General features: G+C 63.4%; 20 protein-coding genes and 1 riboswitch. Of the genes, 16 read left to right on the top strand and 4 right to left on the bottom strand.

Translation table 11 applies throughout. The features are described from left to right. Nucleotides 1-178: 178 nt before the first annotated feature. The 8 genes from mnmA (at nt 179) to U0025_RS17900 (ending at nt 10,802) form a co-directional block, all read left to right on the top strand. Nucleotides 179-1,285: a tRNA 2-thiouridine(34) synthase MnmA gene (gene mnmA, locus U0025_RS17935; RefSeq protein ID WP_004208842.1), complete on the top strand. Its 1,107-nt coding sequence runs from the start codon at nt 179-181 to the stop codon at nt 1,283-1,285. A 101-nt stretch (nt 1,286-1,386) separates the two neighbouring features. Continuing rightward, complete coding sequence (locus U0025_RS17930; protein ID WP_004208840.1) at nt 1,387-2,850, top strand: CYTH and CHAD domain-containing protein; 1,464 nt, start codon at nt 1,387-1,389, stop codon at nt 2,848-2,850. Nucleotides 2,851-2,915: 65 nt separating this feature from the next. Next, entirely contained in the window at nt 2,916-3,578 is a 663-nt protein-coding gene (gene hisG / locus U0025_RS17925; protein WP_004208839.1) for an ATP phosphoribosyltransferase, read from the top strand. Further along, nucleotides 3,568-4,854: a histidinol dehydrogenase gene (gene hisD, locus U0025_RS17920; protein ID WP_004208837.1), complete on the top strand. Its 1,287-nt coding sequence runs from the start codon at nt 3,568-3,570 to the stop codon at nt 4,852-4,854. Before hisG ends, hisD begins: the two co-directional genes overlap by 11 nt. Before the next feature lie 84 nt (nt 4,855-4,938). Further along, entirely contained in the window at nt 4,939-5,385 is a 447-nt protein-coding gene (gene nusB / locus U0025_RS17915; RefSeq protein WP_004208836.1) for a transcription antitermination factor NusB, read from the top strand. A 102-nt stretch (nt 5,386-5,487) separates the two neighbouring features. Further along, entirely contained in the window at nt 5,488-6,405 is a 918-nt protein-coding gene (thiL, locus tag U0025_RS17910; RefSeq protein ID WP_004208835.1) for a thiamine-phosphate kinase, read from the top strand. Between the two features lie 227 nt (nt 6,406-6,632). Then, the gene (locus U0025_RS17905) at nt 6,633-8,756 is read left to right on the top strand and encodes a sodium-translocating pyrophosphatase (RefSeq protein ID WP_004208834.1); all 2,124 of its coding nucleotides are present in this window, start codon (nt 6,633-6,635) and stop codon (nt 8,754-8,756) included. 54 nt (nt 8,757-8,810) lie between these two features. Next, nucleotides 8,811-10,802 carry an alpha/beta hydrolase family protein gene (locus U0025_RS17900; protein ID WP_004208833.1) on the top strand — a complete coding sequence of 664 codons (1,992 nt, stop codon included), beginning with the start codon at nt 8,811-8,813 and terminating at the stop codon, nt 10,800-10,802. Between the two features lie 19 nt (nt 10,803-10,821). On the opposite strand, the gene U0025_RS17895 is transcribed toward U0025_RS17900, so the two are convergent. Beyond that, nucleotides 10,822-12,936 (bottom strand): TonB-dependent siderophore receptor, encoded by a 2,115-nt coding sequence (locus U0025_RS17895; RefSeq protein ID WP_004208831.1) that lies wholly within the window; start codon nt 12,934-12,936, stop codon nt 10,822-10,824. Between the two features lie 274 nt (nt 12,937-13,210). Here U0025_RS17895 and U0025_RS17890 point away from each other — a divergent pair, with 274 nt between their 5' ends. Next, nucleotides 13,211-13,885, top strand: a complete 675-nt coding sequence (locus U0025_RS17890) for a DUF2490 domain-containing protein (RefSeq protein WP_004208829.1) — start codon at nt 13,211-13,213, stop codon at nt 13,883-13,885. A gap of 190 nt (nt 13,886-14,075) precedes the next feature. Continuing rightward, complete coding sequence (locus U0025_RS17885) at nt 14,076-14,243, top strand: TrbI/VirB10 family protein (RefSeq protein ID WP_254792327.1); 168 nt, start codon at nt 14,076-14,078, stop codon at nt 14,241-14,243. Nucleotides 14,244-14,343: 100 nt separating this feature from the next. Here U0025_RS17885 and U0025_RS17880 read toward each other — a convergent pair whose 3' ends face one another. Genes U0025_RS17880 through U0025_RS17870 form a run of 3 tightly spaced genes read right to left on the bottom strand, consistent with a single transcriptional unit; the run spans nt 14,344 to nt 20,000 of the window. Further along, nucleotides 14,344-15,774 carry an efflux transporter outer membrane subunit gene (locus U0025_RS17880; RefSeq protein ID WP_004208828.1) on the bottom strand — a complete coding sequence of 477 codons (1,431 nt, stop codon included), beginning with the start codon at nt 15,772-15,774 and terminating at the stop codon, nt 14,344-14,346. Next, nucleotides 15,767-18,856 (bottom strand): efflux RND transporter permease subunit, encoded by a 3,090-nt coding sequence (locus U0025_RS17875; RefSeq protein ID WP_004208827.1) that lies wholly within the window; start codon nt 18,854-18,856, stop codon nt 15,767-15,769. Before U0025_RS17875 ends, U0025_RS17880 begins: the two co-directional genes overlap by 8 nt. Before the next feature lies 1 nt (nt 18,857). Further along, complete coding sequence (locus U0025_RS17870; protein WP_004208826.1) at nt 18,858-20,000, bottom strand: efflux RND transporter periplasmic adaptor subunit; 1,143 nt, start codon at nt 19,998-20,000, stop codon at nt 18,858-18,860. Between the two features lie 550 nt (nt 20,001-20,550). Between U0025_RS17870 and soxR the strand changes: the two genes are divergently transcribed. The 6 genes from soxR to U0025_RS17840 all read left to right on the top strand — a co-directional run bounded on the left by soxR (nt 20,551) and on the right by U0025_RS17840 (nt 26,253). After that, complete coding sequence (gene soxR / locus U0025_RS17865; protein ID WP_004208825.1) at nt 20,551-20,991, top strand: redox-sensitive transcriptional activator SoxR; 441 nt, start codon at nt 20,551-20,553, stop codon at nt 20,989-20,991. 107 nt (nt 20,992-21,098) lie between these two features. Next, nucleotides 21,099-21,419, top strand: a complete 321-nt coding sequence (locus U0025_RS17860) for a LysR substrate-binding domain-containing protein (protein ID WP_306452557.1) — start codon at nt 21,099-21,101, stop codon at nt 21,417-21,419. Nucleotides 21,420-21,860: 441 nt separating this feature from the next. Continuing rightward, nucleotides 21,861-22,081: riboswitch (cobalamin riboswitch) on the top strand. 355 nt (nt 22,082-22,436) lie between these two features. Continuing rightward, nucleotides 22,437-23,420, top strand: a complete 984-nt coding sequence (locus tag U0025_RS17855) for a DUF1852 domain-containing protein (RefSeq protein ID WP_004208824.1) — start codon at nt 22,437-22,439, stop codon at nt 23,418-23,420. A 26-nt stretch (nt 23,421-23,446) separates the two neighbouring features. Beyond that, nucleotides 23,447-24,475 (top strand): methionine synthase, encoded by a 1,029-nt coding sequence (locus U0025_RS17850; RefSeq protein ID WP_004208823.1) that lies wholly within the window; start codon nt 23,447-23,449, stop codon nt 24,473-24,475. A gap of 163 nt (nt 24,476-24,638) precedes the next feature. Then, complete coding sequence (locus U0025_RS17845; RefSeq protein ID WP_004208821.1) at nt 24,639-25,154, top strand: RNA polymerase sigma factor; 516 nt, start codon at nt 24,639-24,641, stop codon at nt 25,152-25,154. Further along, nucleotides 25,132-26,253: a FecR family protein gene (locus U0025_RS17840; RefSeq protein ID WP_080604473.1), complete on the top strand. Its 1,122-nt coding sequence runs from the start codon at nt 25,132-25,134 to the stop codon at nt 26,251-26,253. The genes U0025_RS17845 and U0025_RS17840 overlap by 23 nt, the downstream gene beginning before the upstream one ends. Nucleotides 26,254-26,315 lie beyond the last annotated feature (62 nt).

The following is a 26,315-nucleotide window of genomic DNA, read 5'->3' as shown; positions in this document are numbered from 1 at the left end:
GCCTTGTCAGGGCGGGTTTCAGCCCGCCTGTCCGGAGAAAACTCAGATCCATGACCAGGCTTCTACCGGGCTAATCGATAAGGTCCGGTAAATGCCGGACACATTTTCGTCATCGAAACGATGCGCCTCTTGGGGAAGATGCTGGAACGCGGCGCCGCCTGCGACTATATGGGCGGCCATGCAGCCCGAATTTCAGCTCCCAGAGCCGCTCTCGCAGCGGCGCATTGTCGTTGCCATGTCCGGTGGCGTGGACAGCAGCGTCGTCGCCGCGCTCGCCGCGAAGACTGGCGCCGAAGTGATCGGCGTGACGCTCCAGCTTTACGATCATGGCGCCGCCGTCGGCCGTACCGGCAGCTGTTGCGCGGGCCAGGATATCCGCGATGCGCGCGCCGTCGCCGACCGCATCGGCATTGCGCATTATGTCTTTGATTATGAAAGCCAGTTTCGCGATTCGGTGATCGCCGACTTTGCCGATGAATATATGGCCGGCCGCACCCCGATCCCGTGCGTGAAATGCAATATGGGGGTGAAGTTCACCGACCTGTTCCAGATCGCGCGCGACCTGGGGGCCGACTGTCTGGCGACCGGCCATTATGTCCGCCGGGTTGAAGGGTCGCAGGGCGCGGAACTGCATCGCGCTGCCGATCCGGCCCGCGACCAGAGCTATTTCCTGTTCGCCACGACTCAGGCCCAGCTCGACTATCTGCGTTTCCCGTTGGGTGGTTTGCCCAAGCCGCAGGTGCGCGAAATCGCCGCTGAACTTGGCCTGTCGGTGGCGTTGAAGCCTGACAGTCAGGACATCTGCTTCGTGCCCGATGGCGATTATGCCAAGATCGTACGCAAGCTGCGCCCCGATGCGGATGAGGGGGGCGATATCGTCCATGTCAACGGCCGGGTGCTGGGCCGGCACAAGGGGCTGATCCATTATACGGTCGGCCAGCGCAAGGGGCTGGAGATCGGCGGCCAGGCCGAACCGCTCTATGTCGTGCGGCTCGATGCCGAAGGACGGCGGGTGATCGTCGGGCCGAAGGTTGCGCTGGCTGTGTCGGGCGCACGCCTCAGCGACATCAACTGGCTCGGTCGGGATTTCACCGGGCCGCTGACAGCCAAGGTCCGCTCCATGGCCAAGCCTGTTCCCGCGCGTCTGGAAGGAGACCGACTGATCTTCGACGCGCCCGAATATGGTGTCGCGCCAGGGCAGGCGGCGGTTCTCTATGCCGGCGATCAGGTGCTGGGCGGAGGCTGGATCGCCGCGACCGAAGCTGCGCTGGCCGAGGCCGCCTGAGCCGGCGGCACGGCCAATTGTGACATTTATATTTCCTTTCGCGCCCGATTCGATCTAGCGTCCCCGCCCTGGCGGCACCGCTCGCAACAAGGGGCGCACGGATGGACAACCGCGAAGTCGAGCTGAAACTGGAATTTGATCCGGCCGATCGCGCCCTGCTGGCCGATGCACCGCTGTTCGCGGGGCAGAAGGGCCAGGCGGCCCATCTGGTTGCGACCTATTTCGATACGCCCGCGCTCGATCTGCACCGTGCGGGCTTTTCCTTGCGCGTCCGGCGCAAGGGGCGTGCCCATGTTCAGACGATCAAGGCCGATGGCGGCAGGGCGGCTGGCCTCTTCGCCCGCTCGGAATGGGAAAAGCCGGTCGAGGGTAATGTCCCGCTGTTCGATGCGATTCCCGATCCGCTCGATCGGGCCGTCGGCGCCGCCACTGTCGCGACCGCCGACAAGATTTTCGTCACCGATATCGAACGCACCGTGCATCGGCTCAATCGAGACGGGCAGGGGGTCGAATGCGCGATCGACATCGGCCGGGTTCGGGTCGGCCGTCGTGCCACCCCGCTGGCAGAGGTGGAACTGGAATTATTGTCGGGTGAACCGGCCCTGCTTTTTTCGATGGCCCGCCAGCTCAACGATCTGGTGCCGCTGCGTCTGGGCATGCGCTCCAAGTCGGAGCGCGGCTATGCCCTGCTCGCGAAGGAACGGCGCAAGCCGGCAAAGGCTGAACCCATTGCGATCGCGCCCGACGCAACCGTCGAGCAGGCCTTTCGAGCCATCGCCCAAGGCTGCATCCGCCAATTCCGCCTGAACGAGGATCTGCTGTTCACCACCGGTGCGCCGGGCGCTCTGCATCAGGCGCGGGTGGGGCTGCGCCGACTGCGCTCGGCGCTGTCGATCTTTGCGCCGGTGCTGGCGGGCGATCCGGCACTCGCGCCGCTCAAGGATGGTCTGCGCGCACTGGCTGCCACGCTTGGCCGGGTCCGCAATATCGACGTGCTGCTACCCAGTCTGCCCGACGATGCCGCCGCCCGCCTCGCGCTTGTCCGGGCGGAAGCGCTGGCCGACGCCGAACTCCGCCTGCAGGCACGCGAGACCCGAATCCTGATGCTGGATCTGGCCGAATGGCTGGCGCTGGGCGACTGGTGTAGCCGACCGGCCGATGCCGCGTTGCTGCATGCGCCTGCCAGGCCCTTTGCTACGGAAATCCTGTCGGATCGACGCAAGCGGCTGAAGCACAAGGGGAAGAATCTTGCCAAGCGCAGCGACGAGCGGCGTCATCAGGCCCGCATCGCCGCCAAGAAGCTGCGCTACGCCAGCGAATTCTTTGCGCCGCTTTTCCCCAAGAACAAGCAGCAGCGGCGCCATGCGGCCTTTTCCGCCATGCTGGAAAAGCTACAGGATGACCTGGGCGCGCTCAACGATCTGGCGACCGCGCCCGCCACCCTCGCGGCGGCCGGTATCGGCTTCGATTTGCCCGCGCCGGATGACAAGGCGCAGCGCCGTCTGCTGCGCCGCGCCGAAAAGGCCTATGCCTCTCTGCTCGACACAAGGCGCTTCTGGGGCTGAGCTTCCGTCCTTCCTGCCCCGAAAATCTTGTGCTTTGGCGCGTCGATGGCTAAGGCCCGCCGGTCATGACTCGCCCGATCACCTTCGCCATCCCCAAGGGCCGCATCCTCGAAGAGGCGCTGCCCCTGCTCGCCAAAGCCGGTATCGAACCGGAGGCGGAATTTCATGACAAGAAGAGCCGCGCGCTGCGCTTCGCCACCAACCGGCCCGACGTGTCGATCATCCGCGTGCGCGCCTTTGACGTGGCGACCTTCGTCGCCCATGGCGCAGCCCAGATCGGCATTGTCGGTTCCGACGTGGTCGATGAGTTCGATTATTCCGAACTTTACGCTCCGGTGGACCTCAATATCGGCCATTGCCGCCTGTCGGTCGCCGAGCCGGCGGATGCGGGCGACGAGGATCAGGCGGCGATGAGCCATGTCCGTGTCGCCACCAAATATCCGCATCTCACCCGCAAATATTATGAGGCGCGCGGGCTTCAGGCCGAATGCGTCAAGCTGAATGGCGCGATGGAACTGGCGCCCTCGCTCGGCCTGTCGCGTCGCATCGTCGATCTTGTGTCCTCGGGCGCCACGCTCAAGGCCAATGGCCTCGTTGAAACCGCGATCATCATGCCGGTTTCGGCGCGGCTGATCGTCAATCGCGCCGCCTACAAGATGCGTTCGGCCGATCTCACCACGCTGGTGGAGGCGTTCCGCAAGGCCGTGGAGGTGCGCGATGCCGCTTAGGCTCGACAGCAAGGCCGCCGGCTTCGCCGCCGATTTCACCGCCCTGGTCGATGCCCGGCGCGAGGCGGACGAGGATGTGTCGCGCGACGTCAGCGCCATCCTGAAGGCCGTGCGCGCCCATGGCGACACCGCGCTCGCCGATTATACCAGCCGCTTCGACCATCATGATCTGGATGTCAGCGGCTGGGCGGTCGACCCGGCCGATTGCCGCGCCGCGCTCGATGGCCTGTCTACGCCGCTGCGCGATGCGCTCGAACTCGCGGCCGCGCGCATCACTGCCTATCATGAAAAGCAAAGGCCGGTGGATAGTGACGGTATCGACGCCGCCGGCGTGCGCCTCGGCGCGCGCTGGACCGCGGTGGATGCGGCTGGCCTCTATGTGCCGGGTGGCCGCGCCGCCTATCCCAGCTCGCTGCTGATGAACGTCATCCCGGCCAAGGTCGCGGGCGTGCAGCGCATCGCCATGGTGACACCGACGCCGAAAGGCGAGATCAACCCGCTGGTGCTGGCCGCTGCCCAGATCGCGGGGATCGAGGAAATCTGGCGTGTCGGTGGTGCGCAGGCCGTCGCCGCGCTGGCCTATGGCACCGATCGCATCAAGCCGGTCGACGTCATCACCGGCCCCGGCAATGCCTGGGTCGCGGAAGCCAAGCGCCAACTTTACGGCGTGGTCGGCATCGACATGGTTGCCGGCCCGTCCGAAATCGTGGTCGTCGCGGATGGCCAGAACGATGCCGACTGGATCGCCGCCGATCTCCTGAGCCAGTCGGAACATGACCCGACCAGCCAGTCGATCCTGTTCACCGACGATGCCGCCTTTGCCGATGCCGTCGAACAGGCGGTGATGCGCCGCCTGCCGCTGCTGTCGACGCAGGCCGTCGCCACCACCAGCTGGGCCGCCAATGGCGCGATCATTCTGGTGCGCGACCTGGATGAAGCGATGCCGCTGGTCGATCGACTCGCGCCCGAGCATCTTGAACTCGCTGTCGACGATCCCGACCGCTATTTCGCGCAGGTCCGCCACGCCGGCTCGGTCTTCCTTGGCCGTATGACGCCCGAGGCGGTGGGCGATTATGTCGCTGGCCCCAACCATGTGCTGCCGACCGGTCGCCGCGCGCGCTTCTCCTCGGGGCTTTCGGTGCTCGATTTCATGAAGCGCACCAGTTTTCTTGGCCTTACCCCTGACGCGATCCAGGCGATCGGCCCCGCGGCCGTCGCGCTTGCGGAGGCGGAAGGGCTGCCCGCTCACGCCGCATCGGTCGCGCTGCGGCTCTGATTTCTTCCCGTTCGGTTCGAGCCTGTCGAGAACCGGTTATGCGGGCTTCTCGACAGGCATGATATTCACGGATTAGAAAGCCGCATGAACGACCGCTCCAAATCCCGCTCCGCCGCGCGCCTCGCCGCGGTCCAGGCGCTCTACCAGCTCGAAATGGAGGGCACGCCGCTCCATCTGCTGCTGCATGAATTCCACGAACATCGCCTGGGCGCGACGATCGAGGACGTGACCTATGCCGAAGCTGAGCAGAATTTCTTCGATGACGTCGTGTCGGGCGTCGATCGCCGCCGCGCCGAGATTGATGGGCTGATCAGTGCGCGCCTGTCGAGCGGCTGGACCCTCGACCGCCTCGACAAGCCGATGCGCCAGATCCTGCGCGCGGGCACCTATGAACTGCTCGCCCGTCAGGATGTCGCGACCGGCACCGTCATCAGCGAATATGTCGACGTCGCCCACGCCTTCTACGACAAGCGCGAAGCCGGCTTCGTCAACGGCCTGCTCGACGGCGTGTCGAAGGATGTGCGGAAATAGGTTTACCCCCGTTCGTTTCGAGCGAAGTCGAGAAACGCGGCCGTCGCGCCAGTCGGTTCTCGACGGGCTCGAACCGAACGGATTTATTTCAGGAAGGGAGCCATGTCCGCCGAATCCCGCTTCCTTACCCTGCTGCGCTTGCTCGCGCATGATCCTGCCGCGCAGGGGTTGCAGGACGATGTCGCGGTGCTGCCGGTCGGCGCCACGCGCCTCATCCTCACCAGCGACACGATGGTCGAGGGCGTCCATTATCTCCCTACCGATCCGCCGGCCGATATCGGCTGGAAACTGGCGGCGGTGAATCTGTCCGACCTCGCCGCCAAGGGCGCGAAGCCCATGGGCTGCCTGCTCAACTACAGCCTGTCGGGCGACGATGGCTGGGACGCGGCTTTCCTCGAAGGTCTGGGCGAGGCGCTGGAGCGCCACGCCATGCCGCTGCTCGGCGGCGATACGGTCAGCATGCCGACAGGCGCACCGCGCAGTTACAGCCTGACTGCCATTGGTCAGGCGACCAGCGATCCAGTCCCAAGCCGTGCCGGCGCGCGGGCTGGCGACCGTCTTTATGTCACCGGGCCGGTCGGCGATGCCGGCATCGGCCTCGATCTTGCCCGTGCCGATCCCGCCGCATCCGGCCCGCTGGTCGCCGCCTATCGCCGCCCGCGCCCGCGTCTGGCTGAGGGCGCCTTGCTCGCTCGCGTCGCGAGTGCGATGATGGACCTGTCCGACGGACTGCTGATCGACGCTGCCCGCATGGGCGCAGCCAGCAACCTCGCCGTCACCATCGATCATATTCCGCTTTCGCCCGCACTAGAAAGCGTGCGCGGCGCCAGTACCGCGATCCAACTCGCTGCGGCACGCGCCGGCGACGATTATGAACTGCTCTTTGCCCTGCCGCCCGGCGTGTCGCCGCCGGTGCGGGCGATCCCGGTCGGCTGTTTCGCGGAAGGGGCGGGCCTGACCCTGCTGATCGACGGTGCGGTCATGCCGCTGCCCGATAGGCTCGGCTGGGAACATGGTTGATCTCGATCATTGCGCTACCGGCTTGACGCGCGCCGCCTGAACTGTAGCTTCCCCTGACCCTATTCTCAGCCGGTTGGAGCGCCCGATGCGCATCGCCCTGTTGCTGATTGACGCGGTGCCCGATGCCGGACCTCGCCCGTCCGGCCGCCCGCTGTTGCGCCCTTCGCCCGCCCGTCATTCCCTGCGGAGCGATCGATGACAGCAACAATAGGGGGAGAGGAACAAGCATGCAGATAGTCTATATCGCCATAGGGTGCGGCCTGCTGGCCGTGCTCTACGGGCTTTTCACCAGTCGGCAGGTGCTCGCCGCGCCGGCGGGCAATGAAACCATGCAGGCGATTGCGGGAGCGATCCAGGAAGGGGCGAAGGCCTATCTCGGCCGCCAATATACCACCATTGCGGTGGTCGGCATCGTCGCGGCCGTCCTCGTCTTCCTCTTTTTGGGGATAACCTCTGCCATCGGCTTCCTGATCGGCGCGATGCTGTCGGGCGCGGCCGGTTTCATCGGCATGAACATCTCGGTCCGCGCCAATGTGCGCACGGCAGAGGCGTCGCGCGGCACGTTGCAGAGCGGTCTCACCGTCGCCTTCCGCGCCGGCGCGATCACCGGCATGCTGGTGGCGGGGCTTGCCTTGCTCGCGATCAGCACCTTCTTCTGGTATCTGACCGGCCCGGCCGGCCATGCCCCCGATGACCGTCTGGTGATCGACAGCCTGGTCGCTCTCGCCTTCGGCGCCAGCCTCATCTCCATCTTCGCGCGACTGGGCGGCGGCATCTTCACCAAGGCGGCCGATGTTGGCGCTGATCTGGTCGGCAAGGTGGAGGCCGGCATCCCGGAGGATGACCCGCGCAACCCGGCGGTGATCGCGGACAATGTCGGCGACAATGTCGGTGACTGCGCCGGCATGGCGGCCGACCTGTTCGAAACCTATGTCGTTACCGTCGGCGCCACCATGGTGCTGACCGCATTGCTGGTAACCGGCGTCGACAACGCCTTCCTGATGCGCTTGATGGCGTTGCCGCTGATCGTTGGCGGGGTGTGCATCATCACCTCGATCATCGGCACCTATATGGTCCGCCTCGGCGCCAGCCAGTCGATCATGGGTGCGCTCTACAAGGGCTTCTGGACCACCGCGATCCTGTCGATCCCGGCGCTCTGGTTCGTTACCCATTATACGCTGGGTGACCTCAGCACGCCGTTCGGCACCGATCTCGACGGCGTTGGCGGTTATACCGGCATGGCGCTGTTCTGGTCGATGATGGTGGGGCTTGCCGTCACCGGCCTGCTGGTCGTCATCACCGAATATTATACCGGCACGAATTACCGCCCGGTCCGCTCGATCGCCAAGGCATCGGAAACCGGCCATGGCACCAATGTCATTCAGGGCCTCGCCATCAGCCTAGAATCGACCGCGCTGCCGACGATCGTGATCGTGATCGGCATCATCGTCGCCTATCAGCTGGCGGGCCTGATCGGCATCGCCTTTGCCGCCACCGCCATGCTGGCGCTGGCCGGCATGGTCGTCGCATTGGACGCCTATGGGCCGGTCACCGACAATGCCGGCGGCATCGCCGAAATGGCGCATCTCGACGACAGCGTTCGGGTGAAGACCGACGCACTGGATGCTGTGGGCAACACCACCAAGGCGGTGACCAAGGGCTATGCCATCGGGTCGGCGGGCCTCGCTGCGCTGGTGCTGTTCGGCGCCTATACGGAGGATCTCAAATTCTACAATTCCGCGCTCGGCCTTACCGAGCCGGTCGATTTCAGCCTGTCCAACCCCTATGTCATCGTCGGCCTGCTGCTGGGCGCGCTGTTGCCCTATCTATTCGGCGCGATGGGGATGACGGCGGTCGGCCGCGCGGCTGGCGACGTGGTCAAGGATGTGCGCGACCAGTTCGCCACCAACAAGGGCATCATGGAAGGGACGTCGCGCCCCAATTATGCCCGCACCGTCGACCTCGTCACCCGCGCCGCGATCAAGGAGATGATCATCCCTTCGCTGCTGCCGGTGCTGGCGCCCATTGCGGTCTATTTCATCATCGCGGCGGTGGCAGGCGTGCCCAACGGCTTTGCCGCGCTGGGCGCGTTGCTGCTGGGCGTCATCGTCTCGGGCTTGTTCGTCGCCCTGTCGATGACGTCGGGCGGCGGCGCCTGGGACAATGCGAAGAAATATATCGAGGACGGCCATCATGGCGGCAAGGGCAGCGAGGCGCACAAGGCCGCGGTGACCGGCGATACGGTCGGTGACCCCTACAAGGACACCGCCGGCCCGGCGGTCAATCCGATGATCAAGATCACCAATATCGTCGCGCTCTTGTTGCTCGCGGCGCTTGCGCACGGCGCTTAACCCGGTTTTAAATCGCCGGACTGACGATGACCCCGCCCGGCAACGGGCGGGGTCATGTTTGACTGGGGGGTATGTTTGAAACTGTTTCTGTCCGCCGCAGCCTGCGCGCTCGCGGCTTTCGCACCTGCTGTCTCTGCGCAAGCCGATGCGACCAAGGCCGACGCTGCCAAGGTGCCGGCGACCGCCGCCAAGACCTGGCCGGTCGAGGCCTTTGCCGAACTGCCGGCAATGGATTCACCCGAACTCTCGCCTGATGGCGCGCGCGTCGCCGCGCGGATCGCGATCAAGGGCGTGCAGCAATTGGTGATCGCCGAAGTGAAAGGCGGCAATGTTCGCACCATGGGCCTGGGCGAAAATGACCTCAACTGGTGGCGCTGGGTCAATAATGACTGGCTGATCGTCGGCATCGGCGCGGAAACCAATGTGCAGGGCATGCCCTGGTCGATTAGCCGCGTCGCCAGCATCAAGGCGGACGGCACCAAGGCCAGCATCCTTGCCAAGGCTGTCGCCGCGCAAAATGGCGACGATGTCATCTGGGTCGCCCGTGATGGCAGCCCGCGCATCCTGCTCTCCTACCAGACCTCCATCTATTATGATGATCTTGGTTTCTGGCCGCAGGTCAGCGAGGTGGATGTCAGCACCGGCAAGATGCGCACCGTCGTGCCCTCGCGCCAATATGTGCGCAGCTGGTATGCCGATGCGACCGGCGCGGTGCGCATGGGGGTGGGCTATAATGACACGGCCCGTTCCTCGAAACTGCTCTACCGCCCCGATGGTCGCGGTAGTTTTCGCGTGGTCGACAAGGCCAATCGGCGTCGCCATGAATCGCTGATCGTGCCGATGCTGTTCACGGCCGATCCGGGCAAGGCGATCGCCAGTGACGATCGCGACGGCACCGATGCCTTCTATGAACTGGACCTCGGCACGCTGGAATTGGGCAAGAAGCTCTATGAAGCACCTGGCTTCGACCTTGGCGGGCTGGAGGTCGACGCTGCCGGCACCGGCATGGCGGGCGTGCGCTACACGGCCGATGCGCCGGCCGTTCACTGGTTCGACCCGACTTTGGCGAAGATTCAGGCCGATATCGACAAGGCCGTGGGTGATCGCCGCGCGCGCATCATCTCGACCAGCCAGGACTTGAAGAAACTGATCGTCCATGTCGGCGCGGCCAGCCAGCCGGGCGCCTATTATTATTACGACACCGACTATGGCGCCATGTCGCTGCTGTCGAAAGTCAGCGAGACGCTGGGCGTCCGGCCTCAACTCTCGCCGGTCAAGACGATCCGCTACAAGGCGCGTGACGGTCTGGAAATCGCGGCGGTGCTGACCCTGCCTTATGGCAAGGAGGCGAAGGATCTTCCTTTGATCCTGATGCCCCATGGCGGCCCCTTCGCCCGCGACGCGGAGACCTGGGACTGGTGGGTGCAGTTCCTGGCCAATCGCGGCTATGCGGTGATCCAGCCCAATTATCGCGGCTCATCGGGCTATGGCACGGAATTCGCGGCCAAGGGCGAGGGGCAATGGGGCCTTGCCATGCAGGATGACCTCAATGATGCGGTCGACTGGGCGGTGAAGCAGGGCATTGCCGACGCCAAGCGGGTCTGCGTCGTCGGCGCCTCCTATGGCGGCTATGCCGCGATGCGCGCGGCCCAGCGCGACGGCGGCCGCTATCGCTGCGCCGTCTCCTATGCCGGCGTGTCGGATCTGGGCGCGATGATGCGCTATGACCGGCGCTTCCTGAATTCCGGTGCCAGTGGCGACTGGCTGAAGGAGCAGGCGCCCGATTTTGCTGTCGTGTCGCCGATCAACTATGCCGCCGGCTTCTCGACGCCGATCCTGCTGATGCATGGCAAGAAGGACCGACGCGTGCCGGTCGGCCAGTCCCGCGAGATGGCGGAAAAGCTCAAGGCTGCCGGCAAGGTGGATGGCCGCGACTATATCTATGTCGAACAGCCGCTGGCCGACCATTTCTTCTCGCGTCAGGCCGACCGGCTGGAATTCCTCCAGCAGCTCGAAGCCTTTCTGAAAGCGCATAACCCCGCCTGAGCGAGGTGCGGCGCGACCGTCAGAAGTCGCGCCGCAGTTCCAGGAAGACGGTGCGCGGCCGGCCGACAAAGGCGCCCTTGCGCGCGTCGAAGGTGGCGACGGCATAGGTCTTGTCGAAGATATTCTCGACCCGGATCATCGCCTCGGCAAAGCCCAGATCCTGGGTGATGCTGCCGTCGAACACGGTGAAGCCGGGGATATGCGCGCCGCGCCGGTCGATCTGCCCCGACACATATTGGCCGCCCAGCGCCAGCGCCGTGCCCCAGGCAGGGATCTGATAGCGGGACCATAGCCCGGCCTGATGATGCGGTGCGTTGGGGAAGCGGCCGCCGACGGCATTGTCGATCGTCGCACCCTCCGCGCTGTCGGTGATGCGCGCATCACTATAGGCGTAATTGGCGGTCAGCACCCAATTCTTGCTAATGTCGGCCGCCAGCGTCAGCTCGATCCCCTTGCTGGTGACTTCGCCGACCGGCGACAGCTGGTCCAGGCCATTGACCGGTTCCAGATCGGGATCGACCTGCACGATGCCGTTGCGCACGATATGATAGAGCGCGATCGTCGGCTGCAATTTGCCCTGCATCAGTTCGCCCTTGGCGCCGACCTCGAACTGGCGGCTGGCGATCGGGGCGAAGGGGCCGCCGACGGCCGGATTCTGGTTGCCGGGGCTTTGCGGCTCGAAACTCTGGGCATAGCTGCCATAGAGGGACACCGACTGCACCGGCTTGTAGATGCCGCCGACACGCCAGCTCCAGCGACCGCCATCGGCATAGGCGCCGCCAATCTCGTCCTTGTCGTCAAACCAGTCATGGCGCACGCCGCCGACCAGGATGACATGCTCGCCAATATCGGCCTGTTCCTGGGCATAGACGCCATAGCGATGGGCGCGCGACGCATTCACTTCCGGGGTCAGGCCGGCCAGATCCGCCTCGGTCGGATTGCTCAAGCCATAGACGGGATTGCTCAGCGACAGGCCCGGCACGCCCTTGATCGTCACACCACTGAAATCCTGGGTTTCGCGATACCAGTCGGCGCCGACCAATATTGTGTGTTTGATCCCGCCGGTCTCCAGCCTGGCGATCATGTTGCTCGCTAGGCTCGCGCCCTCGATCGTGCGATGCTGCGAGCGGAATTCGCGCGGCTGGGTATCGACCACGCCATCGCCATCGGTGTCGATTGGCCCCAGCGGTTCATGATAGCGCTGATATTCGGTATAGCGGAACCAGCGACCCGATGCATTGATGCTGACCGCATCCGACAGCTTGCTGTCCAACCGCGCCTGCAGCACAGTGCCCTTCAGGTCCAGCTTGTCGTTCTTTTCATTATGGGTCCAGCTCCGGTCGGCCAGGAAGTGGCCGTCCGCATCGATTGCCACGCCGCGCAGCCGGTTGCCCGGCAGATCCTGGTCATAACGGGTCGCCTGCACCGTCAGGCTGGTGTCGGGCGCCAGCTTGAACTTCAGCCCGCCGTCCGCGACCAGGCTGCGACTGCCGGAAAAGCGCTGCACCGTGTCGAAGCTCTCGTAGAACAGGCCAGCCCGGCCCGCGACCACGCCATTGGCGTCGATCGGCCCGGTCACTTCGCCCGACGCGCCATAGCGATCATAATTGCCGACCACCGCGCGCACCGATGCGGCGAACTTGTCCTGCGGCTTCTTAGTGACATAATTGACCATGCCGCCCGGCGAACTGGCGCCATAGAGCATGCCGACCGGTCCTTTGAGAAACTCGACCCGGTCGATGCTGAACAGGTTCGGCACGGCGAAGCCCTGGAACGGGTCGCCGCGCAGCCCGTCATAGAACATCGATTCCTGCCGGAAACCGCGATAGGTAACGGTGGCATATTGGTTGGCGCTGACGCCCGCGACATTGCGATAAAGGTCGGTGATGTCGCGTGCGCCCTGATCGCGGATCAACTCGCTGGTGATGACCTGCACCGACTGGGGAATGTCCATGGGATCAGCCGGGATCTTGCCGATCTCGCTATCCTCGACGCGATAGAGTTTCTGTGCGCGGGCGGTGACCAGGATGTCGCTGTCGCCGGCGGCCGCATCAAGCGGGGCCTGCGCCAGCACGGGCAGTGGCGCGAACAGGAAGGGCAGGGCGCAAAGACGCGCGAGGCGGAGGCTGGGCAAGGCGGCGATCCCGTTGAAATGGATAAGGAATGGAGCCGGTTCGCTCCTTCTGGCCTCTCCCCAATGTCGCTCGGCTAATGATATTGCGACTATATTGCAATATGTAACGGGCTGATTTGGCGCGACATGTTCCGGCCTGCCGAATGCCTGACGGAGGATGTGCGTATCAGCAATCATCCGGACTGCCATTGTCACAAAATAGCAATCAAACTGACGCTGTCATGTAATCGAATCGTCATAGAGGCCCGCCAACCCTGTTGGAGAGCAATGCCCGATGCGCCGCCTGTCCCTCTGTCTTTTCGCCCTGATGGCGCTGCCCGCGACCGCCCATGCCAGCGAGGATGAGCAACTCTGGACCACCACCAGCGCGACGGTGAAGCTGTCCGACCATTGGCGCCTCCAGCAGGAGATCGTCGCCCGCTTCAGCAATGATCGGAATGGCCTGTACGAGATCGAGAGCAACACGCTGGTTGGTTACAAGCTCGACAAGCAGGTGACGGTCTGGGCCGGTTATACCCATGACCCGCAATATAATGGGGGCGATTTCACCGTGATGGAGCATCGCGCCCGCGAACAGGTGACGGTCGACAATATCCTCAAGCTCGGCCCGGTGTCGGTCAGCGCGCGGATGCGGATGGAGCAGCGCTGGCGCGAAGGGATTGACGGCACCGCCTGGCGCCTGCGGCCCTATGTGAAGCTGACCATGCCCTTCAAGGAAGGCGGCAAGACCGCGCTGATCCTGAGCCATGAAAGCTTCATCGATCTCAACAAGACCAATTTCCAGCGTGTCCAGGGCGAGGAGCGGATGCGCAACCTGATCGCGATCACCACGCCGCTGGCCAAGAATGTGAATGCGGAGATCGGCTATCTCCATCAGCATGGCTTCCGCCCCGATGCCGACGACAGCAACGACAATGTCGCCTCGCTCTCGCTCAGCTTCAGTTTCTGATCGCTGGATTGATTGGGGGGGGGAAGGGAATCCTGTAGCGATTGATGACAAAATTAACGTTGCTCTCTTGAAGGAACGGAATTTGCGATACTTCGAGAAATGGTGCGGAGACGACATCGAATTGGAGCATAAGGATGCTGAATTACTGTGAAGTCAAAGCATTGATGTTTTCGGCCAGCGGCGCGCGCTGGTGATCTGTCAGCGCCTCCTTCTCACGGACGGCAGTTCGCTGCGGCTCGACAATTTTCCAGCGACGGATACGGCTGGATATGCCGGGCTGGCCGACAAGGTCGTTTTCCACAATTGGTCCCGGCTCAAGGGAATCGCCATCGCAACGCTTCTGGATGTTGGATCCTAACTGACCATCAACGGTGAAAGCGACGTCAGCGGCGCTCCCCCTGCAGCCGACCTCCCGTGGATGAGCATTTGTTCCAGGAGGCCGGCTGCAGCTTGTCCTTCTATCTGACGCCAGTAATGGGCGCGCTTGCGTTGCCCGATTGCCAGCCACCGCCAAGCGCCTTGAACAGATCGACGCGCGCGGTGGATAGGCGCTGGAGCGCCGTCGCCTGCGCCGTTCGGGCGTCCAGCAAGGCCGATTGTGCAACAAGCACATCCAGCAGGCTGACAGACCCGGCCCGATAGCGCTGGCTGGCGAAATCGAAAGCGCGGGCCGAGCGAATCTCAGCCTCGTCAAGAGCGGCCAGCCTTTCCTGTTCACGCCCGACATTGGTCAATGCCTGTTCAACCTGCTTGAGCGCCGTGATGACGGTGCCGTCGAAGGCGGCGAGCGAGGCGTCCCCCTGCGCTTCGGCCTGACGGATGCGGGCACGCGCGACGCTGATATTGGGGAAGCTCCAACTGAGCAGCGGTCCCACCGAAAAGCTGAGACTGTCATTGCCGCGGACGCTGTCGTTGCGGAAGACATTGCCCGACCCGCCCAGGCTGATCTTCGGATAGAGCGCGGCGGTCGCGACGCCGATCCGTGCGGTGTCGGCCGCCAGTTGCCGTTCCGCCTGGCGCAGATCGGGGCGACGGCGCAACAGGGATGCGCCGTCGCCCACCGGCAATGCCGCCACGGGGGCAGGCGGCGTCATGCATTGCCGGGCAGAAAGGGGAATGTCGGCGGGCGTGGCGCCCAGCAGGGCCGCAAGCTCGAACAGGGCGACCTGATGCTGCGCTTCCAGCGCCGGGATCGCTGCACGCGCGCTTGCGGCGGCGGCGGCGGCACGCTCGACATCGAACTTGCCGACAGATCCGGCTTTTTCCTGCGCGGTCACCAGCCCCAGACTGTCGGTGCTGACCCGCCAGCTATCCTGCGCCACGCCAAGCGCATGAGCATAGGAACAGGCATCGAGATAGGCCCGTGTCGTTTCCGCCGCGACCGTCACGCGCACGGCGTCACGGGCCGCCTCCACAGCCTGCGCATCGGCACGGGCCGCCTCGACCGCGCGGCTGACGCGGCCGAACAGGTCAACCTCCCAACTCAGCGCCAGGCTGCCATTTTGCGACCATTGCGCCTGATCCTGGGTGAAGGCGCCGCCCGCGCCCTGCATCCCATCGCCATAGCTGACCCCGCCATTGATGTCGGTGGCCGGCAGGCGTCCTGCCTTGGCCTCGCTCAGCGTGGCGCGGGCCTTGGCGAGATTGGCGGCGGCGACGCGCAGGTCGGTGTTGGCGACCAGCGCCTGCGCCACCAGCGCATCGAGCGCCGGATCATTATAGAGTTTCCACCATTGGTCCGGCAGCGGCGCGGTCGGATCGAAGGCATTGGCCTGCGTCACGAAAGCGCCACTGGCGGCGGCCTTTGGTTCGGGACGGTGATAGTCGGGGCCGGCGGCGCATCCGCCGGCCAGCAGCGCCGCTAGCAGCGGCAACAGGCTCTTATGCATGGACAAGGTCTCCCGCCGGCTGGGCGCCTTCATCGCCAGGCACCGCCTTGCGATGGTCGCCGGCCAGCAGCGTGTAGAAAGTGGGCAGGACGAACAGGGTGAAGAGCGTGCCGATCAGCATGCCCATGACGACGACGATGCCGATGGCAAAGCGGCTGGCTGCGCCGGCGCCGCCAGCGAAGAGCAGCGGAACCAGCCCCGCTACCATCGCCGCCGTGGTCATCAGCACCGGCCGCATCCGGACGGCGGCGGCATGGCGGATCGCCTCCATGCGGCTCAGCCCTTCCTTTTCCTGCATCTCATTGGCGAAGGACACCATGAGAATACCGTGCTTGGAGATGAGGCCGATCAGCGTCACCAGCCCGATCTGGGTATAGATGTTGAGCGTGGTGAAGCCGAGATAGAGCGGCACCAGCGCACCGCACACCGCCAGCGGCACCGTCACCAGGATCACAAGCGGATCGCGGAAGCTTTCGAACTGCGCCGCCAGCACCAGGAAGATGACGATCAGGGCGAAGGCGAAGGAGACGGTCAGCCGGTCGCCCTCGGTCACATATTGGCGGCTGTTGGACAGCCAGTCGATGCTGGTGCCGGCCGGCATCGGCTGTTTCTTCAGGAAGTCCACCGCCTGGCCCATGGTGACACCCGGCATCAGCACCGCGGACAGGGTGGCGGAGTTCATCTGGTTGAACTGCGGCAGCTTGTTGGGCTGCGGGCGCATCTCGACCTTTGCCACGGTGGACAGCGGGATCAGCGCGCCCGACCCGGCCTTGATATAATATTGGCCCAGATTGTCAGGCGTGACGCGCTTGTCGCGAGGCACCTGCGCGATCACGTCATAGCTGCGATCATGCCAGTTGAAGCGATTGACGTAATTTTCACCCACCAGCACCGCCAGCGTATCGGCGATCTCCGCCATGGTGACGCCCAGTTGCCCGGCCTTGGCCCTATCGACGCTGATATGCGCTTCGGGACTGTCGAAGGCGAGGTCGCTGTCGACGAAGGCGAAGAGGCCACTGCCCCAGGCCGCGCCCTTCACGGCCTCCAGCGTCTGGTAGATTTGCGAGAAGTCATCGGAGGAACGGATCACCATCTGCACCGGCAGGCCGCCGCTGCCCGCCGGCAAGGGGCTGTCCTGGAAGGCGGTGGCATAGATGCCGGTGACGGCGCTGGTGCGGCCGGCCAGTTCACCCTGAATGGCGTCGGCATTGCGTTTGCGCTCACCCCATTCGGACAGGATGATACCGCCGAACCCATTATTGGTGGCATTGGCGCCGCCTGCGTCGAACCAACTGCCGCGATATTCCGGGAAGGTGCGGAAGATGTCATCAACCTGGCGGTTGAAGCGCGAGATATAGTCGATATTGGCATATTGCGGCGCCTTGGTCGCGACGAAGACATAGCCCATATCCTCCTGCGGGGCGAGTTCGCGCTGGCTTCCAGTGAAGAGCAGGACGATCGTACCCAGCATCGCCACACCGACCACCAGTACGGCCGCGCGCGCCGCCAGCGTGCGGTCGAGCAGCCGGCCATAGCCCTGGGTCAGCCGCGCCATATTATGCTCGATCGCCTGGCTCAGCCTGCCTTCGGCCAGCTTGGCGTTGAGCAGCTTGCCGCTCATCATCGGAGACAAAGTGAGCGCGATCACGCCCGACACGATCACCGATCCGGCCAGGGTGAAGGCGAACTCCCGGAACAGCGCACCGGTGAGGCCACCCATCAGGCCGATCGGTGCATAGACTGCTGCCAGGGTAATGGTCATGGCGATGACCGGACCGACAATTTCCCGCGCACCGACCAAGGCCGCGTTGAAGGGAGAGAGGCCTTCCTCGATATGACGGTGGATATTTTCAACCACGACGATGGCGTCATCGACCACCAGACCGATGGCCAGCACCATGGCCAGCAGGGTCAGGAGATTGAGCGAGAAGCCGAAGGCCAGCATCAGCGCCGCCGTGCCGAGCAGCGAGAGCGGGATGGTGACGATCGGGATGATGACCGCGCGGAAGGAACCGAGGAACAGGAAGATGACGATCACGACGATCAGGATCGCCTCGACCAGCGTATGTTCGACCTCCTCGATCGAGGCGTTGACGAAATGGGCGACGTCGAAATCATTATGGACCTTCACCCCCGGCGGCGCGACCCGCTGCATCTCTGGGATCATTGCCTGGACGGCCTTTACGATTTCCAGCGGATTGCCATCGGGCGTCGGGGAAATGGCGATCGAAATGCCGGGCACGCCCGACGACAGGGCGCCGGCATCATAATTCTGACCGCCCATTTCCACCGTCGCGACATCGGCCAGACGAACGATACCGCCCGCCTCGCTCTTGAGGACCATGTCACGAAAGGCGCCGACATCGCGCAGGTCAGTTCCGGCGGTGATGTTGATCGCCGTGCTGGCGCCCTTCAACTGGCCGGGCGACGCCTGCACATTATTGGCGCGCAGCGCATTGGCGACGTCGCTGGCGGTCAGGCCGCGTGCGGTCAGCTTCACCGGATCGACCCAGATGCGCATGGCGAGCGGTGCGCCGCCGGTCATCTCCGCCGAGGCGACGCCCGGGACGGAGGTGATCATCGGCTGCGCCACGCGGGTGGCGAAATCCTGGATCTGCGGCGGTGACAAAGCCTTGCTGGAGAAGGAGACATATTGGATCGCCGACGCGCCGTCGGTGATCTTGGCGATGACCGGATCGGTCACGCCGGCAGGCAGGCGATATTTCACCTGCTGCACCTTGGCGAGAATCTCGGTCATCGACCGGTCGGCATTGGCGTTCAGCACCAGCTTGGCCGCGATATGGCTCTTGCCCTGGCTGGAGGTGGAGCTGAGATATTCGATACCGTTGGCGGTCGCGATCGCCTGTGCGATCGGCGTCGTGACGAAGCCCTGCATCACGTCCTGCGTCGCGCCCGGCAGCGCCGTGTCGATCGTGATCGTCGCACTTTCCATCTTGGGATATTGGCGGATCGGCAGGCTGAACAGGGCGGCGAGGCCGACCAGCAGGATCAGCAGGCTGACGACGACCGACAGGATCGGCCGGCGGATGAAGAGATCGGTGAAGGAACGGGTGGCCGTCATATCAGCGTCCTCCCTGCTTGGCAGGGATGGCCCCGGCGACCTTGACCTCGGCGCCCGGCTGCACCCGCAACTGGCCCTCGGTGACGATCACGTCGCCGGCGCGCAGGCCGCTCGTGACGACGACATCATTGCCGACCCGGCGCCCGGTCTGGACCGGCACGATCTCCGCCTTGCCGCCAAGGCGCGCATTGCTGCCACGAATGACGATGATGCTGTCCCCCTGTGCGGACGTCTGGATCGCGGTGGCGGGCACGAGCAACGCGCCCTGCTGCACCGGCAGTTCCAGCGCGGCGGTGACATACATGCCCGGACGCAATGCGCGATCGCCATTCCCCAGCAGCGCCTGGACGGTGACGTTGCGGGTATCCGCGCCGATCTTCGGCTCGATCGCATTCACCTTTGCCGTGAAGCGACGGCCGGGCCAGGCGTCGCTTGTAACGATGACCGTTGCCCCCGGCTGCAATCGGCTCAGTTCCTGTTGCGGCAGGGCGAAATCCACGAACAGGCTGTCAAGCGCGGTCAGCGTCGCGACGGCATCGCCGGGATTGAGATATTGGCCGAGATTGACCTGCCGGATGCCCAATATCCCGGCAAAAGGCGCGCGCACCTGCTTCTGGACCAGCCGTGCGTCGATCTGCTGCACGGCGGCTGCGGCCTGATCGCGATCAGCGCGGCGCTGTTCGAGTGTCTCTCGCGGTTCCGCACCGGTTGGCGCCAGTTCCTGTGATCGGGCGACCTGAAGGCCGGCAAAGGCAGCCTTGGCCTGCGCCGCTCTACGATCCGCAAGTTCCGGCCCGTCGAACAATTGCACCAGCAGCGCGCCGGCTCCAACCGGTTGCCCCGCTTCGAAATGAATCGCTGAAACTCTGCCGGCAATTTCGGGCGACAAAGTGACTTCGCGCACGGCACGCAGAGAACCGACAGCCTCCAGCGCGGCAGGAATGTCGCGCGACTGCACGACCATGGCAGCGACCGGTACCGCTTTGGGTTCCCAGGCTTGCGCCTGGCTCGCACGCCATCCACGCCAAAGATACAGGGTCCCCAGAAGCACGAAAAGCAGGACGATCGTCAGCAACATGGTGCGTGTCGGGCGGATCAATCGCGGGGCAACGCGCGATGGTTCGGGCAGATTATGATCGCTCATGCTTTCACCTCCCCCCGCTTCGGGCGAACGAAGTGGGGCCAGAGGAGAACCGCAAGGCCGAAAGGATCGATGCTCATCGAAAATCCAGTTGGATAAGAGGAATATAGGCGAGATGGCTGCCGCGAAGTCGCGCAGGACTTCGTCAAAGACAGTCGCTCATCGGAGAATGGGGAGGGGTCACAATCGTCTGCGCGCACGGGCTATCCTTCGCTGGGACAGGACGTGCGTCGGCAAGAGCCGCAAATACCGCGCGCCATGCCCCGAAACAGGTTCGGGTTGACGCCGCGGCGGAGAAGAACTTGCCACCTGGCAAGCGCAGGAGACACCACCCTGCAACTCTATTTCCGGCCAACATCGATTATTCTTGTTGCGAGAGGCTTGCAACAGGAATCGCTTGTGAGCGCGCCAATGCGACGCGCGAACCATTGAGATCAGGAATAGCAAATTGGCCTCCCTTGCGAATCAGGGAGTGCCTCTATAAAACCTCAACAATAGTTGAGGTAAAGCGATATCTCGTCCGCGACGGTATCGCTGCAAAATGGATATATCGATGCCGCTGGCAGCTACTGGCCTTGGTGTGGGTGAAGTCGCCCGGCGCGCCGGCGTGCCGATCTCGACGCTTCATTTCTACGAGGCGCAGGGTTTGATCGAGAGCCAGCGGACCAGTGGCAATCAGCGGCGCTATCATCGCTCGGTGCTTCGCCTGATCGCGGTGATCAAGGTTGCCCAGCGCGTCGGCATTCCACTTGCCCAAATCAAGGACAGCATCGCCCAACTCCCGTCGGGGCATGTGCGGGCAATGAATGACTGGTCTGCCCTGTCCAAATCCTGGCGTGCGGAACTGGATCGCCGAATTGCGCTGATGTCGAGCCTTCGCGATCAACTGGATAGCTGCATTGGTTGCGGATGCCTGTCGCTCGCCGACTGTCCCTTGCGGAACCCTGGCGACGTAGCAGCCGGGGCGGGCTCGGGCGCACGTGCATTCGATTGATCAGCAGAGATCTGGGCTTCTCAAGCCTGAACATCAACCGGAAATGCGGTCCGTTAAATGGTCATCGGGGATGAAAGTCTCATTGCCGATCGGCCGTCGGGTACAAGCTGCCGATCATCAACGGCGACAGGAACCGGGTCACGTGGAAGCGATGGTGCGAGAAGAACGGCGTCAAGATGCCGCCAAGTTACGCCATGCGATTCGACCGCAGTTTCATGGTCATAGCGACGGCAGCCAATGGATTGGGCGTGGCGCTGGAATCCACCCGACTCGCCCAACGCGAAATCGCTGAAGGCCGCTTGTCGGTCCCGCTACCTGACAGCGGCATCCGCGAGACGCTGCACTCCCTGGTCTATCCTCTGATCCATGCTGACCGCCCCATCATTCGAGCGTTCGAAGAATGGCTAGTTGGTGAACTTCAAATCTAGGCGGGCGCAGTCCGGCGCGATCCACGAAATGCGCTTGCCATTTCAGCATCGCAGTGGATGAAGTGCGGAAGCATGGATGCGCCAAGGTCTTCCACGAACAGCCCTTGGAGGATGGTGCAAAGGCGCATCAGAAACGAACATGAACGCCGCCATGGCCGCCCGGCCGGTGTTGCGAAGCGCCCCCTTCTAATCCTCGTCGACCAGATTCTCGATCCAGTCGAACAGGAAGCCAGCCTGCTTGGGCCTGACTTCGACTTTGAAGTTCACCAGCATATATTCGCGGAATGAGGCTCGTACGGGGGCTCACTAAAGGCGACATCGCTCTGCTGGCCATTGAGCTGGACGCGAGACAGCCTCGTTCTACATGTATTTCCCGGCAGGATGTCAAGTTCTATATAAAGATTTCTTTATATAGAACTTGACATCCTGCTCGCCTTGGTGTTGAAGCAGCGTGTCGAGGTTCCCCGCTTCAGGCATGATGCGGGGCTAAGACGGGAAGCCGGTGATGCTCGTCTGGGCAAATTCCGGCGCTGCCCCCGCAACTGTAAGCGGCGAGTGGCGGTTCCATTTTGTGTCACTGGGCCTTTGCACGAGGCTCGGGAAGGCCGGAACCACCATGACGACCCGTGAGCCAGGAGACCTGCCTTCGGCGCGATAACTTTCCTCGGACGGGGGTTCCTCCGGTGGATCGCGCTTGAAGCAGAGCTTGTGGCCTGGCGCCACTTTGCCTGCCCATGTCTTGCGCGCTCTTCCTTCGGCCCCTCCGCCCGCCAATGCAGGTGACCGGCCGATGTTCTCACTCCTGTTCCGCTTCCTCCCGAACCGACGAATGCGTCGGCGTACCGTGCCGACCGGGTTGATCCCCGGCTGACGCGGCGCGCGCCAACAAACGACATCTCTTCCCGAACCAATCATGACGGACCGGCCAGCAGGCCGGCCCGAACGGAGACCTGCGGCCGTCGGAGATCGGCGGCGCAGGGCATTGACGGTCCAATCCAGCGATCAGGGCAAGCCATCATGACCAATGACCTATTCACATTCTCGATAAAGAGCGTCGCATTCGACGAGGATTATCGCCCCGCCGACAATACGCGCATCACCACCAACTTCGCCAATCTGGCGCGGGGCGAGAGCCGTCAGGACAATCTGCGCAACACGCTGCGGATGATCGACAACCGCTTCAATTCCCTCGCCCATTGGGACAATCCCAATGGCGATCGCTATGCGCTGGAACTCAAGATCATATCGGCCGAGATGAATATCGCATCGGGCGGCAAGAATGATGCTTTCCCGCTGATCGAGATATTGCAGACGACGATCGTCGACAAAAAGACCAATGAACGCATCGACGGGATCGTCGGCAATAATTTCTCCTCCTATGTGCGCGACTATGATTTCAGCGTGGTCCTGCTGGAGCATCTGAAAGATCATCCGCATTCAACGCCGGACGGTTTCGGCGACCTTCATGGCAAGCTGTTCAGGCACTTCCTGAATTCAAGCGCCTACCGGGATAATTTCAGCAAGCAGCCGGTCATCTGCCTGAGCGTGTCGAGCAGCAAAACCTATCATCGCACGGGCAATGCGCACCCCGTTCTGGGCATCGAATATCAGAATGACGAATATTCCTCGACCGACGAATATTTCGCCAAGATGGGCATGAAGGTGCGCTATTTCATGCCGCCCAACAGCGTCGCGCCCTATGCCTTCTATCATATCGGCGACCTGCTGGGCGATTACAGCAATCTGGAACTCATCAGCACCATCAGCACGATGGAGACGTTCCAGAAAATCTATCGTCCCGAAATCTACAACGCCAATAGCGCGGCGGCCGAGCAATATCGGCCGAGCCTGCAATATCAGGACTTTTCGCTGACCCGTATCGTCTACGATCGCGAAGAACGCAGCCGTCTGGCGGTCGAGCAGGGCCAGTTCGCCCAAGAGCGCTTCATCAAACCCTACCGCGCCCTTCTGGACCAATGGTCCGCCGATTTCGCCCTTTGATCCGCTAAAATACAAGGCCCCCTGACATGACGATATTATTGCCCACCTCGACCGCCGGCAGCCTGCCCAAGCCTTCCTGGCTTGCGGAGCCGGAAAAGCTCTGGTCGCCCTGGAAGCTGGAGGGCGAGGAACTGGTTGCCGGCAAGCAGGACGCCCTGCGCCTGGCCGTGGACGATCAGCGCCAGGCCGGCATCACGATCGTGGGCGACGGCGAACAGACCCGCCAGCATTTCGTCACCACCTTCATCGAGCATCTGAGCGGCGTCGATTTCGAGAAGCGCGAAACCGTGCGCATCCGCAATCGATACGATGCCAGCGTGCCAACGGTCGTCGGCGCTGTCGCACGCCCCAAGCCGGTCTTCGTGGAGGATGCCCGATATCTGCGTGCCCAGACCGATCAGCCGATCAAATGGACGCTGCCCGGCCCGATGACGATGATCGATACCCTCTATGACGCCCATTATAAGAGCCGCGAAAAGCTGGCCTGGGAATTCGCCAAGCTGCTCAACGAGGAAGCACGCGAACTGGAGGCCGCAGGCGTCGACATCATCCAGTTCGATGAACCGGCCTTCAACGTCTTCTTCGACGAAGCCAATGACTGGGGCATCGCCACGCTGGAGAAGGCAGCCGAAGGGCTGAAGTGCGAAACCGCCGTCCACATCTGCTATGGCTATGGCATCAAGGCCAATACCGACTGGAAGAAGACGCTGGGTTCCGAATGGCGGCAATATGAGCAGACCTTCCCCAATCTGCAGAAGTCGAAGATCGACATCATCTCGCTGGAATGCCACCATTCCCATGCGCCGATGGACCTGATCGAACTGATCCGGGGCAAGAAGGTGATGGTCGGCGCTATCGACGTCGCCAGCGATACGATCGAGACGCCGGAGGAAGTGGCTGATACGTTGCGCAGGGCGCTCCAGTTCGTGGATGCCGACAAGCTCTATCCCTCGACCAACTGCGGCATGGCGCCCCTGTCCCGTCGCGTGGCACAGGGCAAGCTGAACGCGCTGGGCGCTGGCGCACAAATCGTCCGGAAGGAAATTGCAGCCTGACAGGCTGCCGGAGGATATTGCGCGCGCTCGGCATGACGCCTGCGCGCGCGATCTCGAACTGTCGAGGCCATGCAAGGCTCGAGCCGGGAGATGGCAGCCAGCTATCGCTAAAATTTCGCACGCACTATTGCGAGCAATTCTCAACTTGCGCTAGGTGCGGCGCGTGTCCAGCAACGCCACATCCTTGACCCGCCTGCTGCTTGCTGAGCACAAATCCCTGTTGCAGCGATTGCGACGCCTGGTTGGGAATGACGCTGCGCACGACGTCGCGCAGAAGGTCTGGATCAAGATCCAGAATGTCCGCGATGATCCCCCCATCGAAAACAAGCGCGCTTACCTCCACCGCCTCGCCCATAATGTGGCGGTCGACCATGTGCATGATGATCAGCGGCAAGCCTCCGTTGCCGAACGGTCGCAAGCATTATTGTGGGGCGTCGATTTCGAACTGGGGCCGGAACGGATCATCGAATCTCGTGACATGCTGGAGCGTATCGGGGCCTCCATCGCTGCACTGCCGGAGCCCACGCGCACGATCCTGCGCATGACGCGCATTGAAGGAAAGACACAGCGCGAAGTGGCAGAATCGGTCGGCGTTTCGTCAACGACCGTGGAGAATCATCTGCGGCACGCGCTTGCCCAGCTCGGGCGCATCCGGGATGGGGATTGGGACGGCCAGTGAGATTATTTTTGCGCGCCCTTTGGGAAAACACGGGCGAGATCGGTCTTACCCTCAGGCGGGACGCGCAGTGCGTTTCCGGCACGAAGGCGGGCATGCACAAATGAGTGAGACATCCAAGCCGCCGGGCAGTCCTTCCGATCCTGCTGCGCCGGACGCGATCCTGCGCGAACAGGCCCAGCATTGGGTCGCGCGGCTGGCCGGAGGGGATGTGGATGAAGCCCAGCTGAGCATCTTGGAAGCATGGCTGGCATCCGATCAGCGGCATGCCCTAGCCTTCGCCCGCGAGCGCGCCTTGTGGCAGGATTTGCGTGCGGCATTCGATCGTCCGACTGCATCGCATGATCGCCCGAATGGTGCCGACACCTTGCCACTTCGTCGTCGCCTGGCATGGTTCGTGCCTGCAGCCATGGCGGCCAGTCTGGCATTTTTCATGGCGCTCCCCTCGCTCATGCTCGACCTGCGATCCGATCATCGCAGCGCCATAGGCGAAGTGCGCAGCATTGCCCTGCCGGACGGAACCACCGCCATGTTGGATAGCGGCGCTGCGCTATCCCTCGACTTCGATGACAAGCAACGCATCGTCCATCTGCTGGCGGGTCGCGCCTGGTTCGATGTCCGCCATGAGGGGCGGCCATTTCTGGTTGAGGCCGAAAGAGGCATGACCCGCGATATCGGCACCAGCTTCGAGGTCGACCGGAAGGAAGGCTCCGTCGAGATTGGCGTAACGCAGGGGACGGTTCAGGTTCGAAGCCCTGACGGCATGCAGGGGCCGCCTCTGCATGCTGGCGAACGAATGCGTTATAGCGCGTCCGAGCTCAGCGCCTTGCCGGCTGTTCCGACCTCCCAACTGGCGCCATGGCGTCGCGGCGAAATATTGTTGGACCGCCAGCCGGTCAGGGCCGCGATTGCCGAACTGGCCCGTTACCGCAGTGCATCCGTCTGGGCAGTGGGTGATTTCAGCAAGGAAGCCCCCATCAGCGGCATGTTCCTGATCGAGCGTCCCGAAGAAGCGCTGCAGACGCTCGTGCGCATGCGGCAATTGCGGGTGATCCGCTTGCCCGGCGGCCATATGATCATCCGCCCCGCAACAAAATCCTGATATTTTTCGCAAGGCCTTGGGAAAGGCCTCGCGCCGCCAGTCTTACCTACGAAGGCAATTGA

This window comes from Sphingobium yanoikuyae, from assembly GCF_034424525.1.
Lineage (GTDB): Bacteria > Pseudomonadota > Alphaproteobacteria > Sphingomonadales > Sphingomonadaceae > Sphingobium > Sphingobium yanoikuyae.
The sequence above is the reverse complement of the archived record's forward strand: the minus strand, read 5'-3'. Positions and strand labels throughout refer to the sequence as shown.